Origin of the sequence: Occultella kanbiaonis (genome assembly GCF_009708215.1) — a bacterium.
GTDB lineage: Bacteria > Actinomycetota > Actinomycetes > Actinomycetales > Beutenbergiaceae > Occultella > Occultella kanbiaonis.
In genome coordinates this window covers 2,159,635-2,174,823 of record NZ_CP046175.1, presented here as the reverse complement: position 1 = coordinate 2,174,823, position 15,189 = coordinate 2,159,635, and the positions used below count along the sequence as shown (strand labels likewise).

At 70.9% G+C, this 15,189-nt stretch carries 13 protein-coding genes; 9 read left to right on the top strand and 4 right to left on the bottom strand.

The genetic code is table 11. The features are described 5' to 3' along the window. Positions 1–74 precede the first annotated feature (74 nt). On the bottom strand, positions 75–665 hold the full coding sequence (locus tag GKS42_RS10000) for a hypothetical protein (protein ID WP_232848003.1): 591 nt from the start codon (positions 663–665) through the stop codon (positions 75–77). A gap of 316 nt (positions 666–981) precedes the next feature. Between GKS42_RS10000 and GKS42_RS09995 the strand changes: the two genes are divergently transcribed. Both GKS42_RS09995 and GKS42_RS09990 read left to right on the top strand, forming a co-directional pair. Continuing rightward, a complete protein-coding gene (locus GKS42_RS09995) occupies positions 982–2,889 on the top strand; it encodes an HNH endonuclease signature motif containing protein (RefSeq protein WP_168217800.1) in 1,908 nt (635 codons plus the stop codon). Positions 2,890–2,968: 79 nt separating this feature from the next. Next, positions 2,969–5,131, top strand: coding sequence for a RecQ family ATP-dependent DNA helicase (locus GKS42_RS09990; protein ID WP_154793688.1), 2,163 nt, complete (start codon positions 2,969–2,971; stop codon positions 5,129–5,131). Between the two features lie 29 nt (positions 5,132–5,160). Here the strand turns inward: GKS42_RS09990 and GKS42_RS09985 are convergent, their stop codons facing one another. Then, on the bottom strand, positions 5,161–5,421 hold the full coding sequence (locus GKS42_RS09985) for a PspC domain-containing protein (protein ID WP_154793687.1): 261 nt from the start codon (positions 5,419–5,421) through the stop codon (positions 5,161–5,163). A gap of 95 nt (positions 5,422–5,516) precedes the next feature. On the opposite strand from GKS42_RS09985, the gene GKS42_RS09980 reads away from it, so the two are divergent. Beyond that, positions 5,517–6,212 (top strand): P-loop NTPase family protein, encoded by a 696-nt coding sequence (locus GKS42_RS09980; protein WP_154793686.1) that lies wholly within the window; start codon positions 5,517–5,519, stop codon positions 6,210–6,212. A 42-nt stretch (positions 6,213–6,254) separates the two neighbouring features. Here the strand turns inward: GKS42_RS09980 and hisD are convergent, their stop codons facing one another. Then, positions 6,255–7,574 carry a histidinol dehydrogenase gene (gene hisD, locus GKS42_RS09975; RefSeq protein WP_154793685.1) on the bottom strand — a complete coding sequence of 440 codons (1,320 nt, stop codon included), beginning with the start codon at positions 7,572–7,574 and terminating at the stop codon, positions 6,255–6,257. Between the two features lie 117 nt (positions 7,575–7,691). Here hisD and GKS42_RS09970 point away from each other — a divergent pair, with 117 nt between their 5' ends. The 3 genes from GKS42_RS09970 (at position 7,692) to GKS42_RS09960 (ending at position 8,824) form a co-directional block, all read left to right on the top strand. Beyond that, positions 7,692–8,075 (top strand): nuclear transport factor 2 family protein, encoded by a 384-nt coding sequence (locus GKS42_RS09970; protein ID WP_154793684.1) that lies wholly within the window; start codon positions 7,692–7,694, stop codon positions 8,073–8,075. An 82-nt stretch (positions 8,076–8,157) separates the two neighbouring features. Beyond that, on the top strand, positions 8,158–8,409 hold the full coding sequence (locus GKS42_RS09965; RefSeq protein WP_154793683.1) for an RNA-binding S4 domain-containing protein: 252 nt from the start codon (positions 8,158–8,160) through the stop codon (positions 8,407–8,409). A gap of 70 nt (positions 8,410–8,479) precedes the next feature. Beyond that, entirely contained in the window at positions 8,480–8,824 is a 345-nt protein-coding gene (locus tag GKS42_RS09960) for a cupin domain-containing protein (protein WP_154793682.1), read from the top strand. An 18-nt stretch (positions 8,825–8,842) separates the two neighbouring features. Here the strand turns inward: GKS42_RS09960 and dnaE are convergent, their stop codons facing one another. Continuing rightward, positions 8,843–12,388, bottom strand: a complete 3,546-nt coding sequence (gene dnaE, locus GKS42_RS09955; protein WP_154793681.1) for a DNA polymerase III subunit alpha — start codon at positions 12,386–12,388, stop codon at positions 8,843–8,845. A 154-nt stretch (positions 12,389–12,542) separates the two neighbouring features. Here dnaE and GKS42_RS09950 point away from each other — a divergent pair, with 154 nt between their 5' ends. Genes GKS42_RS09950 through GKS42_RS09940 form a run of 3 tightly spaced genes read left to right on the top strand, consistent with a single transcriptional unit; the run spans position 12,543 to position 15,186 of the window. Next, on the top strand, positions 12,543–13,370 hold the full coding sequence (locus GKS42_RS09950) for an endo alpha-1,4 polygalactosaminidase (protein ID WP_210769347.1): 828 nt from the start codon (positions 12,543–12,545) through the stop codon (positions 13,368–13,370). An 18-nt stretch (positions 13,371–13,388) separates the two neighbouring features. After that, positions 13,389–14,672, top strand: a complete 1,284-nt coding sequence (locus GKS42_RS09945; RefSeq protein WP_154793679.1) for an aminotransferase class I/II-fold pyridoxal phosphate-dependent enzyme — start codon at positions 13,389–13,391, stop codon at positions 14,670–14,672. Between the two features lie 34 nt (positions 14,673–14,706). Next, the gene (locus GKS42_RS09940) at positions 14,707–15,186 is read left to right on the top strand and encodes a pyridoxamine 5'-phosphate oxidase family protein (RefSeq protein ID WP_154793678.1); all 480 of its coding nucleotides are present in this window, start codon (positions 14,707–14,709) and stop codon (positions 15,184–15,186) included. Positions 15,187–15,189 lie beyond the last annotated feature (3 nt).

Below are 15,189 nucleotides of genomic sequence, written 5' to 3'. Positions count from 1 at the left end.
CGCGCGGACGACGACCCGAGGCGCCCCGCTGCCCTCCGCGAGTGAGTTCGGCGCTTCCGCGGAAGCGTGCCGGGTCACGGACGAAACTGGGCAGGAGGCTGGTCGAGCGGAAGCGCGTCGGCCCAGTCGACGAGCTGCGCGTGACGGAGCGGTACGGGGCCGGGCACGAGTATCTGGGGCGTGCCGTTGAACCAAGCGCCTCGTTCGCCTCGCTGCGTGAGTCGAGCGATCCATGCCCTGTTCCTTGGGGTCGTCTGTTCGAGTGCCCGGTACGCGCGCGGATCGAGCGGTGTCACCTCACCGAGGTCGATCGGATCCCCGGTGCGGCTGAGGGTCCTGTCGAACACAACGGCGTCCGGGAGCGCCTCGACCGGGATGGCCCAGAACTCCTGGGCGGGAAGTTGGATTCTGCCGATGGCGCGCCACGCCTGCAGGATGGCGTGGGGAAGGATCGGCGACAGGAACACGACGTCGGCCCAGGTGGCGCTGGTCCGGGGAATGCGCGTGTTGCGCAGGTTCCGGCGCTCGGGATCGCCGTCGTACTTCACGATCGCCTCGGCGTATGCCGAGGGATCCGTCCTCTCGAGCGCGCTCAGCGGCACGAGCTCCCGGGCAAGGGCGTTCGCGGGGGTTCGCATATGGAAGACGCAGCGCCGCAGATCCACTCCTCGAACCTAGCAAGCCGCTCGAGCACGACGTTGCGGACGCCGCGCCGTCAGGCGTTTGCGCGAAGCGTCCCGCCGCTGCGCGTGCCTCGCGCCTCCATCCTCCGGCGCTTCCGCGAAAGCGCAGCCCGCCTCCGGTTCGCCGCCCCGGCCAACGCCAGGATGACGACGATCGTGCCCTCCAGCCGTCGTGGCGCTTCCGCGGAAGCGCTCCGTCGGCCATCCGCTCGCGTCACCGTGCCTGTCCACAGGCTCGAGCGCAATGTCACCCCTCGCGCGTAGATTTAGAACAGTCGTTCTAGCCCTGGAGGTCACCGTGAGCACCACAGTCATCGAAGCAGCGCGGCCGAACCAGCCCGATGCCGCCCCTCTGGCCGTCGCCGAACCAGATCCCCCACCCGACCCGGTATCCGAACGACCGCTCGAGGAGATCGAGGCGGAGCTGTCCGGGCTGGCGGTGAAGATCGCCGCGACCACCTGCCGGTTCCTGCTCCTGCTCGCCGAGTTCGACGCACGCCAGGGCTGGAACACCGGAGGGTTCGCCTCCTGCGTCAACTGGCTGTCCTGGCGGTGCGGGATGTCGGCGACCACCGCCCGCGAACAGGTCCGCATCGCCCACGCCCTCAGCGACCTCCCCGGCATAACCGCCGCGTTCACCGCCGGGCACCTGTCCTACTCCAAGGTCCGCGCCATCACGCGGGTCGCCACCCCCGAGACCGAACCCGAACTCCTCGCGGTCGCCGCATCCGCCACCGCCAACCAGCTCGAACGGTTCGTCGCGGGCGTGCGCACCGCCTACTCGCTAGCCGACATCAACCAGCGCCACGCCGAACGCCACCTACGCTTCCGCGAGGAAGCGGACGGCTCGTTCTCGTTCTCCGGGCGCTGCTCCCCCGAGGACGCCGCCGTCCTGATAGAAGAGGTGCACCGCGTCGGCGACTACCTCAAGGACACCGACGCCGGTCACAGCACCGATCCGCAGCCACCACCCTGGCTCCGCGAGAGCGTCGTGCACGGGCACGCCCTCATCGATGCCCTCGTCCTGATCTGCGAACAATCGAACGTGGCCCACCCCGGCCACACCGACCCCGCGGTGACCACCACCGGAGCCGACCACACCCCACGCGGCTCACGCCGCGGCGAGACGGTCCTACATGTCACCCTCCACGACCTGGCCGAGGCCCGACCCACGGCCGACGAGCCAGCGGCCGCAGATCCACCGCCGCTCCCCGGGCTCGAGACGGCGGGCGACGCTTCGGCGCAGGACGAGACAGCGGCGCCGGGGCACGACGACCCCTCCCAGACCGACGATGCGGGAGGCGACTCTCAAGGTGTCGATACCGACGACGCCACGGACCGCCGAGAACTCGCGACCGTCACACAGATCACCACACGCCGGGACTCCGACGCCGGCGCTTCCGCGGTAGCGCCCGACACCGCGAAGCTGATCGGCCCGCACCTGGAACTCGGCCCAGCGCTCCACCCGGAGACCGCACGCCGCCTGACCTGCGACACCGGCATCGTCATGCACGTCCACGCCGACGGATCCCGCTTCACCGTCGTGCCCAACGCCCGCCCGGGACGCACCCTGGACGTCGGACGACGCACCCGCAGCACGAACTCCGCCCTCAAGCGAGCACTCTGGGCCAGAGACCACAGCTGCCGTGTCCCCGGCTGCGGTCGACGCGCCTACCTCCACGCCCACCACATCCAGCACTGGGCCGACGGCGGCCCGACCACCCTGGACAACCTCGTCCTGCTCTGCAGCACCCACCACCGGCTGCTGCACGAAGGGAACTACGACATCACCCTCCGCCCCGACGGCACCGTCCTGGTCACCACCCCCGACGGCCGCATCCTGCCACCCGTACCCATCCCCCATCCGGTCCGAGCCGGGCAGGCGGATGCCGCCGACGAGGCTCCCGGGACATCCGTGGCCTCAGGTGTCGCGGCAGGTTCGACGCCTACCGCGGCCACCGGGACCGAGTCGAGAGCGACGGACTCGGGGATGCTCGGCGGCGACGCTTCCGCGGAAGCATCCGAGACCGACTGGCTGCGCGACCCCGTGCACCCGCTCACCCCGGTCAACGGGGGCCCGCTGGACCTCGACGGGGCAGTCGGCGTGGTGATGGGCAACTGGGAACTGCGGCGCCAGGACGCCGACGAGGCTCGGGACGCCGAGGGCGAACCCGACGACCGCGAGACCGATCCGGCTGCGGCCTGAGTCGTCCTCGGCGGATACCGGCGTTCGGCGATCCACAGGCCGCGCGCACGACCGGTCCCCTCATGAAAGGCTGCCACCGATGAACGAGACCACAGCAGGCACCGCCGCGGACACGCCCGCCGCTCCGAACAGTGACGACCCGAACGGAACCCGGGAGCGTGCCACCGCCGTCCTGCAGCGCCTGGTCGGCTCCGACGAGGCACAGTTACGCGACGACCAGTGGCACGCGATCTCCGCGCTGGTCGACGGTGACCGCCGCGCCCTCGTGGTGCAACGCACCGGGTGGGGCAAGTCCGCCGTCTACTTCGTGGCCACCTCACTGCTGCGCGAACGCGGTGCCGGGCCGAGCGTGATCATCTCCCCGTTGCTTGCGCTCATGCGCGATCAGATCGCCGCCGCCTCGCGGGCCGGGATCCGCGCCGTCACCATCAACTCGGCCAACACCACCGAGTGGGCCGGCATCCACGAGCAGATCGCCGCCGGCGAGGTCGACGTGCTGCTGTGCTCTCCCGAGCGCCTGAACAACCCCGCGTTCCGGGACGAGGTGCTTCCCCGGCTGGCCGCGAGCGCCGGCCTGGTCGTCGTCGACGAGGCCCACTGCATCTCCGACTGGGGCCACGACTTCCGCCCCGACTACCGCCGGATCCGCACCCTGCTCGACGATCTCCCGGACGGCATCCCGGTCCTGGCCACCACCGCGACCGCGAACGAACGTGTGACCGCGGACGTCGCGGAGCAGCTCGGCACCGACGTGCTCGTGCTGCGGGGCGGACTCGACCGCCCCTCCCTGCATCTGGCCGTCGCCCAGCTGCCCGACCAGCCGACCCGGATCGCCTGGCTCACAGCGAACCTCGGCTCGTATACGGGCTCGGGGATCGTCTACTGCCTGACTGTGGCAGCAGCCGAGGAGGTGGCTCGGCAGCTGCGGGACGCGGGCTACGCCGTGCAGGCCTACACCGGCGCGGCCGACCCGAGCGAGCGGGAGGCCCTTGAGGCGGACCTGAAGGAGAACCGGGTCAAGGCCCTGGTGGCCACATCGGCCCTCGGGATGGGATTCGACAAGCCGGACCTCGGCTTCGTGATCCACCTCGGTGCACCACCGTCGCCCATCGCCTACTACCAGCAGGTGGGCCGTGCGGGCCGCGCGGTACAGCGGGCCGACGTGGTCCTCCTACCTGGCTCCGAGGACAAGCAGATCTGGGACTACTTCGGGTCACTGGCATTCCCGAAGGCCTCCGATGTGCGCGCCGCGATCGACGCGCTGCCCATGCTCGGCGACGGCGCGATGTCGGTGGCCGCCCTGGAGACCCAGGTCGACCTGCGCCGGACCCGTCTGGAGATGATGCTCAAGGTGCTGGACGTGGATGGTGCCGTTCGCCGGGTCCAAGGCGGCTGGTCGTCCACCGGCCAGGAGTGGAACTACGACGCCGACAGGTACGAGCGCGTCGAGGCGGCCCGCGTCGCCGAGCAGGACGCGATGATCGCCTACGAGCGCACGGACGAGTGCCGAATGGTGTTCCTGCGCCGGGACCTGGACGACCCTGAGCTGGCCGACGGCGAGCGCTGCGGCCGGTGCGACAACTGCGGCGGGGTCACCGTGCCGGATGCACCGGATCTGGAGGTGGTGGAGGCCGCCCGCGAGCGCCTGGACGCACCCGGCATCGAGATCACGCCGCGTCGACAGTGGCCGAGCGGGATGTCGGAGCTGGGGGTGGAGCTGCGCGGCCGGTTGGCCGAGGACGAGCGCGCGCAGACCGGTCGTGCCATCGCGCGCCTGGACGGCCTGGGCTGGTCGGTGCAGTTGCGCGAGTTGTTCGCGTCGACCACGCCGGACGGCGAACTACCGGTGGGTCTGCGGGCGCCACTGATGCGAGTGGTCGCCGACTGGGCGCCGAGCGCCGACGGTGTCGTGTTCGTCGACTCGGCCACCCGCCCCCTGCTGGTGCAGCACCTCGCCCAGGGGGTCGCCCGGCTGCTCAAGGCGCCCCTGGTCGGGCGCATCGCGCCCGCGCCGGAGCGTGGGCCCGGCCGCCACGACGTGAACTCCGCGCAGCGACTCGCCTCCGTGGCACGGCGGCTCGACCTGGACCTGTCCGAGGCGGCGACCGCCGGCATGACCGGGAGGAGCGTCGTCCTGGTGGACGACTTCACCGACTCGGGCTGGACCCTCGCCTACTCCGCCATGCTGCTGCGGCGCGCCGGCGCCGGGGCGGTCCTGCCGCTGGTCCTGGCGCAGGGCTGAGACGGATCAGGGTCGCTGCTGGCGACTGGCTACTGGCTGCGGCTGTTCGTGAGCTGGCGGATGAACCGCTCCAGCGGGATCGACCCGTCCTGCCACGGCAGCAGCACCCAGGCGATGAGGTACACGCCCCACCCGAGGACGGGGAGCAGGCCGAGCAGTAGCAGGAGGATCCGGACGAGGCCCACGCTGACGCCGGTCTGATCGGCGATCCCGCCACCGATGCCGCCGAGGATCCTGCTTGGCCCACGGCGGAAGCCGATCTTGCGGATGGTGTCGAAGATTGCGTCCATGACCCCAACGGTACGGGGACTCGGTCCGACGCGATATCGGGGATCGCCCTGACCACCCCCTGAGCCCGGTGGCACCGGTGTGCCAGCATGTCCGGGTGGACGTTGCACGTGCTGAGCGGATCCTGGTCTACGGCGTCACCGGGACGGGCAAGACCACGCTGGCCCGCAGGATCGGTGAGGCGACCGGTCTGCCGTGGCACTCGGTGGACGACGAGATCGGCTGGCTGCCCGGTTGGGTCGAGCGGCCTCCGCGGCAGCAGCGCGAGATCGCCGAGGCGATCTGCGCCGGCGAGCGCTGGGTCATGGACACGGCGTACGGCACGTGGGCCGACGTGCCGATGGCGCGGGTGGAGTTGATCGTCGCTTTGGACTACCCCCGCTGGTTCTCTCTGCAGCGCCTGATCCGGCGCACGTTCTCGCGACTGGTCACACGTGAGGAGATGTGCAACGGCAACACCGAGACGGTGCGCAAACTTTTCGCTCGCGACTCGATCATCGTCTGGCACTTCCAGAGCTGGGCCCGCAAGCGGATGCGGATCCGGGGCTGGGTGGCCGACCCGTCGACCGTGCGGGGTCGTCACTCCAGTGCCACAGGTGCAACAGCAGCAACAGCTGCCACGAGTGCCACGAGTGCCACAGACACTGCCCGCGCCGCGGATGCCACCAGTGCCACGCGTGCAGAGGTCACGGGCAATGCGGACAATCTGGCGACGGACCCGGCGCCGCCGGTCGTAGTTCACCTGCGCAGTTCCCGCGAGACCGAGCGATGGCTGACCACGCTCGGCGCGTAGCGCTCCAGCTCCCGGCCCTCGGTTGGCGTCGGCCGGATCCGCTCAGTCGCCCCGGCGCACCCTGGCGGCCTCACCGTGCGCGGGCAGGTCCTCGGCGGCGGCGAGGGCGATCAGGTCGTCCGTCACCTCCTTCAGACCGGCCTCGTCGTAGTCGATCACCTGGACCGACTTCAGGTAGACCTGCACACCGAGGCCGCTCGCGTACCGGGCCGTGCCGCCGGTGGGCAGCACGTGGTTCGAGCCCGCGATGTAGTCCCCGAGCGGCACCGGTGAGTACGGGCCGACGAAGATCGCACCCGCGTTGCGGATCCGCTCGGCGTCCGCGGCGGCGTCGGCGGTCTGGATCTCCAGGTGCTCGGCGGCGTAGGCGTTGACCACCTCGATGCCGTGGTCGACGTCGTCGACGAGGACCACACCGGACTGGGGGCCACTCAGGGCCGTGCGGATCCGGGCGCTGTGCTTGGCTGCGGCGGCGCGGGTCTCGATCTCCTCCGCGACGGCGGCGGCCAGCGCCGGCGAGTCCGTGACCAGCAGGGACGCGGCGGCGGGATCGTGCTCGGCCTGGGAGATCAGGTCGGCCGCGACGAACCGGGGATCCGCGCCGGAGTCGGCGAGCACCGCGATCTCCGTGGTGCCGGCCTCCGCGTCGATGCCCACCACTCCGAGCACGGCCCGCTTGGCCGCAGCCACGTAGATGTTGCCCGGCCCGGTGACGACGTCCACCGCCTCGCAGGAGTCCTCGGGCCGGTCCGAGCGCACCCCGTAGGCGAACATCCCGATCGCCTGGGCGCCGCCAACGGCGTAGACCTCGTCGACCCCGAGCAGCGCGCACGCCGCCAGGATCGTCGGGTCCGGAAGGCCGTCGTGGTCCTTCTGCGGCGGGCTCGCCAGGGCGAGCGACGCCACGCCCGCAACCTGCGCGGCCACCACGTTCATCACGACCGAGGACGGTAGCGGCGCGAGGCCGCCGGGCGCGTACAGGCCGACGCGCTGCACCGGCACCCAGCGCTGGTGCACCCGGGCGCCGGGCCCGAACTCCGTGGTGCGAGGGGTCGGCAGCTGCGCCTCGTGGCCGAGCCGGGCGCGCCGGATCGACTCGGTCAGTGCCACCCGCACGTCGGCGGCGAGGCCCTCGAGCGCGGCGGTGAGTGCCTCGGGCGGCACCCGCAGGCTGGCCGGCCGGACGCCGTCGAACTGCTCGGCGTAGTCGGCCAGCGCCGGTGCGCCCTCGGTGCGGACCCGCGCCAGGATGGGCGCGACCCGCTGGGTCGCCACCTCGATGTCCACCTCGGCGCGCGGCAGCACGGCTCGCAGTTCCGCCGCTCCGAGTGCCCGGCCACGCAGATCGATCGTTCGCATCACCTGAAGAGTCTAGGGCGTTCACGAGGCCGGCCCGAAGACACGCTAAGCCAGGCCCATATGACCTAGAATTGGCACGTCCGCACGCGATGGAGCTGCGGGAGCGGCCAGGAGGTCGTCATGGGTGAGATCGAGAACCGGGCCGTCATCGAGCGGCTCGTCCAGTGCCTCAATGACAAGCGGACCGAGGTCATGGACGAGCTGTTCCACGAGGACGCCGTCATGGACTGGCCCCAGTCCGGCGAACAGGTGATTGGTGCGGTCAACCGCCGAGCGGTCTACGGGGCGTTCCCCGGGCTGCCGACCATCACCCCGCGACGGATGCTGTCCGCCGGGGACCTGGTGGTCCTCGAGGCAACGCTGGACTATGACGGCCCCGTGTACCGAAGCGTGTTCATCTTCGAGCTGCGCGATGGCCGGATCGCCCGGGAGACGGCCTACTGGGCCGAGCCGTTCGAGGCACCGCAGTGGCGCGCGGCGTGGGTGACCGTCGAAGGCTCGTGACGCCGGCCCGCGTGGTGCGGCGCGCGGACCCGGTGCCGCGGTGCACGGACTCAGACCCCGGCGCGGCTGCGATACTGGCCGGATGGCCACGCCGACCCCTGATCAGCCGACCGACGTCGAGATCCGCGACGAGATGATCCGCCTCGGCCAGTTCCTCAAGCTCACCGGTATCGCCGACGACGGCGCGGGAGCCCGGGACCTGCTCACCGACGAGGCGATCGACGTCAACGGCGACGTGGAGACCCGCCGAGGGCGGCAACTGCACCCCGGTGACGTCGTCGAGGTGGACCTGCCCGACGGCGTCCGGCGGCTCCGGGTGGTCAGGCCCGCCTGAGCGCGTGGCTCGCCGGGCCCGGCCGACCGCGGCCCTGGTGGTCGCCGCGACCCGGCGTTAGCGTGAGGTGATGGACACGCTCGTGATCAACCGGGCCGATGGCCGCGCCGACGGCGAGGACTGGGCCGAGAACTACGAGGAGCTGCCCGGCGGTGCCCGGATCTCGCTGATCCTCGAGTCCACCACCCGCGCCGGCGTCGGCCCCCGCCTGCATCAGCATCCGTACGCGGAGACGTTCCTGATCCGCCGTGGCTCGGCCACGTTCCGGATCGGCGACGCCGAGGTGGAGGGCCACGCCGGCCAGATCCTGGTGGCCCCTGCGGACACCCCGCACACGTTCCGGACCGGCCCGCACGGGTACGAGGCGATCCACATCCACGCCAACGAACGGTTCGTGACGACCTGGCTCGAGTGAGCGGCGGCCCCCGGTCCGCTAGACCAGGCAGCTTGGCCCGAGCAACGCCTTCAGGTCGCCGTACAGCGCCGGGGTCCGCTCCACCCGCAGCCCGTCCTCGAGCCGGAGCACGGTGGCCCGGCCCGGTGAGGTGAGCTTCACGTGCACCTCGGTGACCCCGGGGTGCGTGGACAGGATGTCGCGGAGCTGCTCCACCACCGGCGTGGTGCACCGGTTCGTCGGGATGGACAGCATCATCGGCGCGTCGTCACCCACGGACACGTCCGGGATGGACACCTCCATGGCCTGCAGCTGCATGGCCTCGTCCCGGCGCCGGACCCGCCCGCGCAGCACCACCACCTGGTCCTCGGCGAGGATCGTCGAGTAGGCCAGATACGTCTCACCGAAGAACATGACCTCGACCGAGCCCTCCATGTCCTCGATCGTGACCGCGGCCCACGCGTTGCCCTGCTTGGACATCTTGCGCTGCAGGGACGTGATCAGCCCGGCGATCGTCACGGTGGACCCGTCCGGGCGCGCCTCGTCCGCATTGAGCGTCGCGATCGAGACGTCCGCCGACTGGGTGAGCACGTGCTCGATGCCGGAGAGCGGGTGGTCGGACACGTACAGGCCGAGCATCTCCCGCTCGAAGGCGAGCTTCTGCTTCTTGTCCCACTCGGGAAGGTCGGGGACCTCCACGGCGAAACCTCCGCCGTCGCCGTCCCCGCCACCCAGGGAGGCGAACAGGTCGAACTGCCCCTCTGCCTCCTTGCGCTTGACCCCGATCACCGAGTCCACGGCCTGCTCGTGCACCATCAGCAGCGCGCGGCGGGTGTGGCCGAGGGAGTCGAACGCCCCGGCCTTGATCAGGGACTCGATGGTCCGCTTGTTGCAGACCACCGCAGGCACCTTCTCGAGGAAGTCCGTGAAGGAGGTGAAGTCCCCCTTCTCCTCGCGGGCGGCGGCGATCGCGGCAACCACGTTCGCACCGACGTTGCGCACGGCGGCGAGGCCGAACCGGATGTCCGTACCGACCGGGGTGAACGTGGCCGCGGAGGCGTTCACGTCCGGTGGCAGCACCGTGATGCGCATCCGGCGGCACTCGTTCAGGTAGAGCGCCGACTTGTCCTTGTCGTCCCGCGTCGAGGTGAGCAGGGCGGCCATGTACTCGGTCGGGTAGTTCGCCTTGAGGTAGGCGGTCCAGTAGGAGACCAGTCCGTACGCGGCCGAGTGCGCCTTGTTGAACGCGTAGTCGGAGAACGGGACGAGCACGTCCCACAGGGTCTTGATCGCGTTCGCGGAGTAGCCGCCCTCGCGCATCCCGGAACTGAACTTGTCGAACTCGGCGTCCAGCACCTCGCGCTTCTTCTTGCCCATGGCCCGCCGGAGCAGGTCGGCCTGCCCGAGCGTGTACCCGGCCAGGTGCTGGGCGATCGCCATCACCTGCTCCTGATAGACGATCAGGCCATGGGTGGTGCCGAGGACCTCCTCGAGCGGTTCGGCCAGCTCGGGGTGGATCGGGGTGATGTCCTGCTGGCCGTTCTTGCGCAGGGCGTAGTTCGTGTGCGAGTTCGCGCCCATCGGGCCGGGCCGGTACAGGGCGCCGACGGCGGAGATGTCCTCGAAGTTGTCCGGCCGCATCAGCCGCAGCAGCGACCGCATGCCGCCGCCGTCGAGCTGGAACACGCCGAGGGTGTCCCCGCGGCTGAGCAGGGTGTACGTCGGGCGGTCGTCCAGCGGCAGGTCCTCGACCACCACCGGCTCCTTGCCGTTGACGACGATGTTCTCGAGTGCGTCGTCGAGGATGGTCAGGTTGCGCAGCCCGAGGAAGTCCATCTTCACCAGGCCGAGGTCCTCCCCGGCCGGGAAGTCGATCTGGGTGATGATGGCGCCGTCCTGCTCGCGGCGCATGATCGGGATGATGTCGATCAGGGGCTCGCTGGCGATGATGACGCCCGCCGCGTGCACGCCCCACTGCCGCTTCAGGTTCTCCAGGCCGCGGGCCGTCTCGAGCACCCGCTGGGCGTCCGGGTCGATCTCGACGACCTTGCGGAACTCGTCCGCCTCCGCGTAGCGCTTGTCGTCCGGGTTGTAGATGCCCGAGAGCGTGACGTCCTTGCCCATCACGGCCGGCGGCATCGCCTTGGTGAGCTTCTCCCCCATCCCGAACGGGTAGCCGAGCACCCGTGAGGAGTCTTTGAGGGCCTGCTTGGCCTTGATGGTGCCGTACGTGACGATGTAGGCGACCTTGTCCTCGCCGTAGGTGTCGGACACGTACTTGATGACCTCGCTGCGGCGACGCTCGTCGAAGTCGATGTCGAAGTCCGGCAGGGACATCCGCTCGGGGTTGAGGAACCGCTCGAAGATCAGCCCGTTCTTCAGCGGGTCGAGCTCGGTGATGCTCATCGCGTACGCCGCCATCGACCCGGCGCCGGAGCCACGGCCCGGCCCGACGCGGATGCCGTTGTCCTTGGCCCAGTTGATGAAGTCCGCGACCACCAGGTAGTAGCCGGCGTAGCCCTTGGAGGTGATGATGTCGATCTCGTACTCGGCCTGCTTGCGGACCTCCTCCGGGACGGTCTCGCCGAACCTCTTGTGCAGGCCGACCTCCACGGACTTCACGAAGGTGGAGATCTCGTCCTCACCCTCGGGCACCGGGAAGTGCGGCATGTACTTGCCGACCTGCTCGGTGAACGTCACGTCGCACTGCTCGGCCACGAGCAGCGTGTTGTCGCACGCCTCCGGGTAGTCCCGGAACAGCTCGCGCATCTGCGCTGCGGACTTCAGGTAGTACCCCTGGCCCCCGAACGCGAACCGCTTGCCGCCCTGCTCGTACGTGGGCTCGTCCAGCGTGGCTCCGGACTGCACACACAGGAGGGCCTCATGGGCGTGGGCGTCCTCCTCCTTCGTGTAGTGCAGGTCGTTGGTGGCCAGCAGCGGCGCACCGATCTCCTTGGCGATCTCGATCAGGTCGGCGAGCGTGCGGCGTTCGATGTCGAGACCGTGATCCATGATCTCGATGTAGAAGTTCTCCTTGCCGAAGATGTCCTGCAACTCCCCCGCTGCCCGGATCGCCTCCTCGCGCTGCCCCAGGCGCAGCCGGGTCTGGATCTCCCCGGACGCGCAGCCACTGGTCGCGATCAGGCCTTCGGCGTACGTTGACAGCAGGTCCCGGTCCATCCGGGGCCACTTGCCGAGCTGCCCCTCGAGCGAGGCCAGCGAGCTCATCCGGAACAGGTTGTGCATGCCCTGCGTGGTCCGCGAGAGGAGCGTCATGTGCGTGTACGCACCACGCGCGGAGACGTCGTCGCCCGCCTGGCTCGCGTCGCCCCAGCGGACGCGGGTCTTGTCGAACCGGGACGTGCCCGGGGTGACGTACGCCTCCACGCCGATGATCGGCTTGATGCCGTACTTGCGGGCCTTCGACCAGAAGTCGTAGGCGCCGAACAAGTACCCGTGGTCCGTGGTCGCGACCGCCGACTGGCCGAGGCGCTGCGCCTCCTTGAACAGGTCGTCCACCCGCGCCGCCCCGTCCAACATCGAGTACTCGGTGTGGACGTGGAGGTGCACGAAGTCGTCGGACATGCAGGCGATTCTAGGTCGAGCCGGGGACACTGTGGGGAGGGTGTCCGGCGAGCCCGACCGGGCCCGGCGTGTCCCGCCCGGCGTGTCTCGGTCCGGGCCGAGTCAGGGCCCGACGGCGGGTCCCCGGCCCCGGCGCCGGCCGTACCCTGATCCCGTGGTGGGGACGGGCGGGGGCCGACGGCGGGTGGCACCCGTCGCCCTCGTGCTCGCCCTCGCCGCGGGGTGCGTCGGATGCGCGGGGGGCGCGCCGCAGCGGTGGTCCCCCGAGGCCGGCGCGAACTGGCAGATCGTGCTGGCCGCCGAGCCGGCGGCCGGCGTCGAGCTCCTCGACGGCGTGGCCGTCTACGACCTCGACGGCGCGGACACCTCGCCCGAGCAGGTCGCCGCTCTCTCGGGGGCCGGGGCACGGACGATCTGCTACGTCAACGCGGGCGCCTGGGAGGACTGGCGCGACGATGCCGACGAGTTCCCCGCCGAGGTGATCGGGGCGGCGTACCCGGGCTGGGACGGGGAGCGCTTCCTGGACATCCGCCGCCTGGATCTGCTCGCGCCGCTGATGGAGGCACGGCTGGACGCGTGCGCCGCGGCGGGCTTCGACGCCGTCGACCCGGACAACATCGACTCCTACGACACCGAGACCGGCTTCGACCTGACCCGGGCGGACGCCGTCACCTACGCCCTGTGGTGGGCGAGCGCCGCGCACGAGCGGGGACTCGCCGTCGGGCAGAAGAACGCACCCGACCTCGTGGGCGACCTCGTCGACTCCTTCGACTTCGCCGTCACCGAGGACTGCGCGGCGGACGGGTGGTGCGCGGACCTGAGCCGGTATCTCGACGCGGGACGGCCGGTGTTCGCGATCGAGTACACCGACCGCACCGGCTCCGGTGACTTCGCCGAGTTCTGCGACGATCCCGCCCTGTCCGGGTTCTCGCTGATCCTGAAGCACCGCGACCTCGACGATTGGCGGGCGGGCTGTGAGTGAGGCCGCTATTGTCACCGAATGGCTGAACTGAGCGCGCTGCCGCGTGGGCGCTGGCGCGAGGTGGCCGCAGCCACGGGACTGCTCGGCGCCACCGGCGCACCGCGGCCCACCATCTTCGCGGAGATGTCCGCCCTCGCCGCGAGCACCGGCTCGCTGAACCTCGGCCAGGGCTTCCCCGACGCCGACGGGCCCGAGACCGTCAAGGCAGCCGCCACGGCAGCCATCGCGGCCGGGCACAACCAGTACCCGCCGGGACCGGGGATCCGGGTCCTGCGTGAGGCGATCGCCGCCCACCAGGACCGCCACTACGGGATCGCCCTTGACCCGGACACCGAGATCCTGGTCACCGCCGGTGCCACCGAGGCGATTGCGGCCGCGGTGCTCGCGCTCGCCGGTCCCGGTGACGAGGTCCTCACCCTCGAGCCGTTCTACGACTCCTACGCCGCGGTGATCGCCCTGGCCGGCGCCACGCACACGAGCGCCCCGCTGCGCCCCGGCACCGACCCCGCCGACGGCTTCCGGCTGGACCTGACCGCCCTGCGGGCCGCGTTCACCTCGGCCACCCGGGTGGTGCTGCTCAACTCCCCGCACAACCCGACCGGCGCCGTGCTGAACCGCACCGAGCTCACCGAGATCGCCCGCCTCGCCGCCCGGTACGACGCCGTCGTGGTCACCGACGAGGTCTACGAGCACCTCACCTACGACGGCGCCGTCCACGTCCCGATCGCGACCCTGCCCGGCATGGCCGAGCGCACCCTGACGATCTCCTCGTCCGGCAAGACGTTCTCCCTGACCGGCTGGAAGATCGGCTGGGTGAGCGGGCCGGCGGGGCTCGTCGACGCCGTCCGCGCCGTCAAGCAGTTCCTCACCTACGTCAGTGGGGCGCCGTTCCAGCCGGCGATCGCCACCGCGCTCGACCTGGAGACCGGCAGCGGCCCGGACTCCACCTGGGTGCGCGACCTGGCGACGTCCCTGCAACGGCGCCGCGACCTGCTCACCGAGGGCCTGACCGACGCCGGATTCACCGTGGTCCGGCCCCAGGGCACCTACTTCGTGATCGCCGACGCCGCCGACCTGCTCGCCGGCTCGCTCGCGCCGACAGGCATCGAGACCGGCGTGGACCTGTGCCGTGAGCTGCCCAGCCTGGCCGGCGTCGTCGGAGTGCCGACGAGTGCGTTCACCAGGGCCGGCTCCGACGCCGATCTCGCGCTGGCCACGACCGTGCGGTTCACGTTCGTGAAGTCGACCGAGGTGCTCACCGAGGCGGTCCGACGCCTGCGGATGCTCAGAGGACTAGCGTGAGACCTGACACCGCCCGGGCCTGAGGAGGCACCCGATGGTCGAGCTGAGCACGGACGACGTGTGGCGTGTCCTCGAGAAGCAGAACTTCATGGTGATCGGGATGGTCTCGGCGCGCGGGATGGCGCGGACGGCCGGGGTCATGCCGTGCGTCGTCGAGCGGGTGCTGTGGTTCACGACGAACACACAGGAGTGGAAGGCCAAGCATCTGGCGGCGAACCCCGAGGTGTCGGCGACGGTTCCGATCCCGAAACGCATTCCGTTCGTGCCCTGGGTCCAGATCCCCGCCGCGACCGTCACGTTCGCCGGCGTCGCGCAGATCCTCCCGGCCACGCAGATGCCGCCGGGCGCGCGGGAGAAGCTGCTCCGCGGGCTGGAGCTCGGCGGCGCGGAGCGGGGCGCCCTGATCGGCGTCGGGGTGCGGCCGGCCGGTGACTTCGTGACGTACGGCGTCGGCTGCTCGCTGCTCGAGATGCGCGACACCGAGATGGCCAGGGGGCGCGCGCCGACGGCGTGAGCG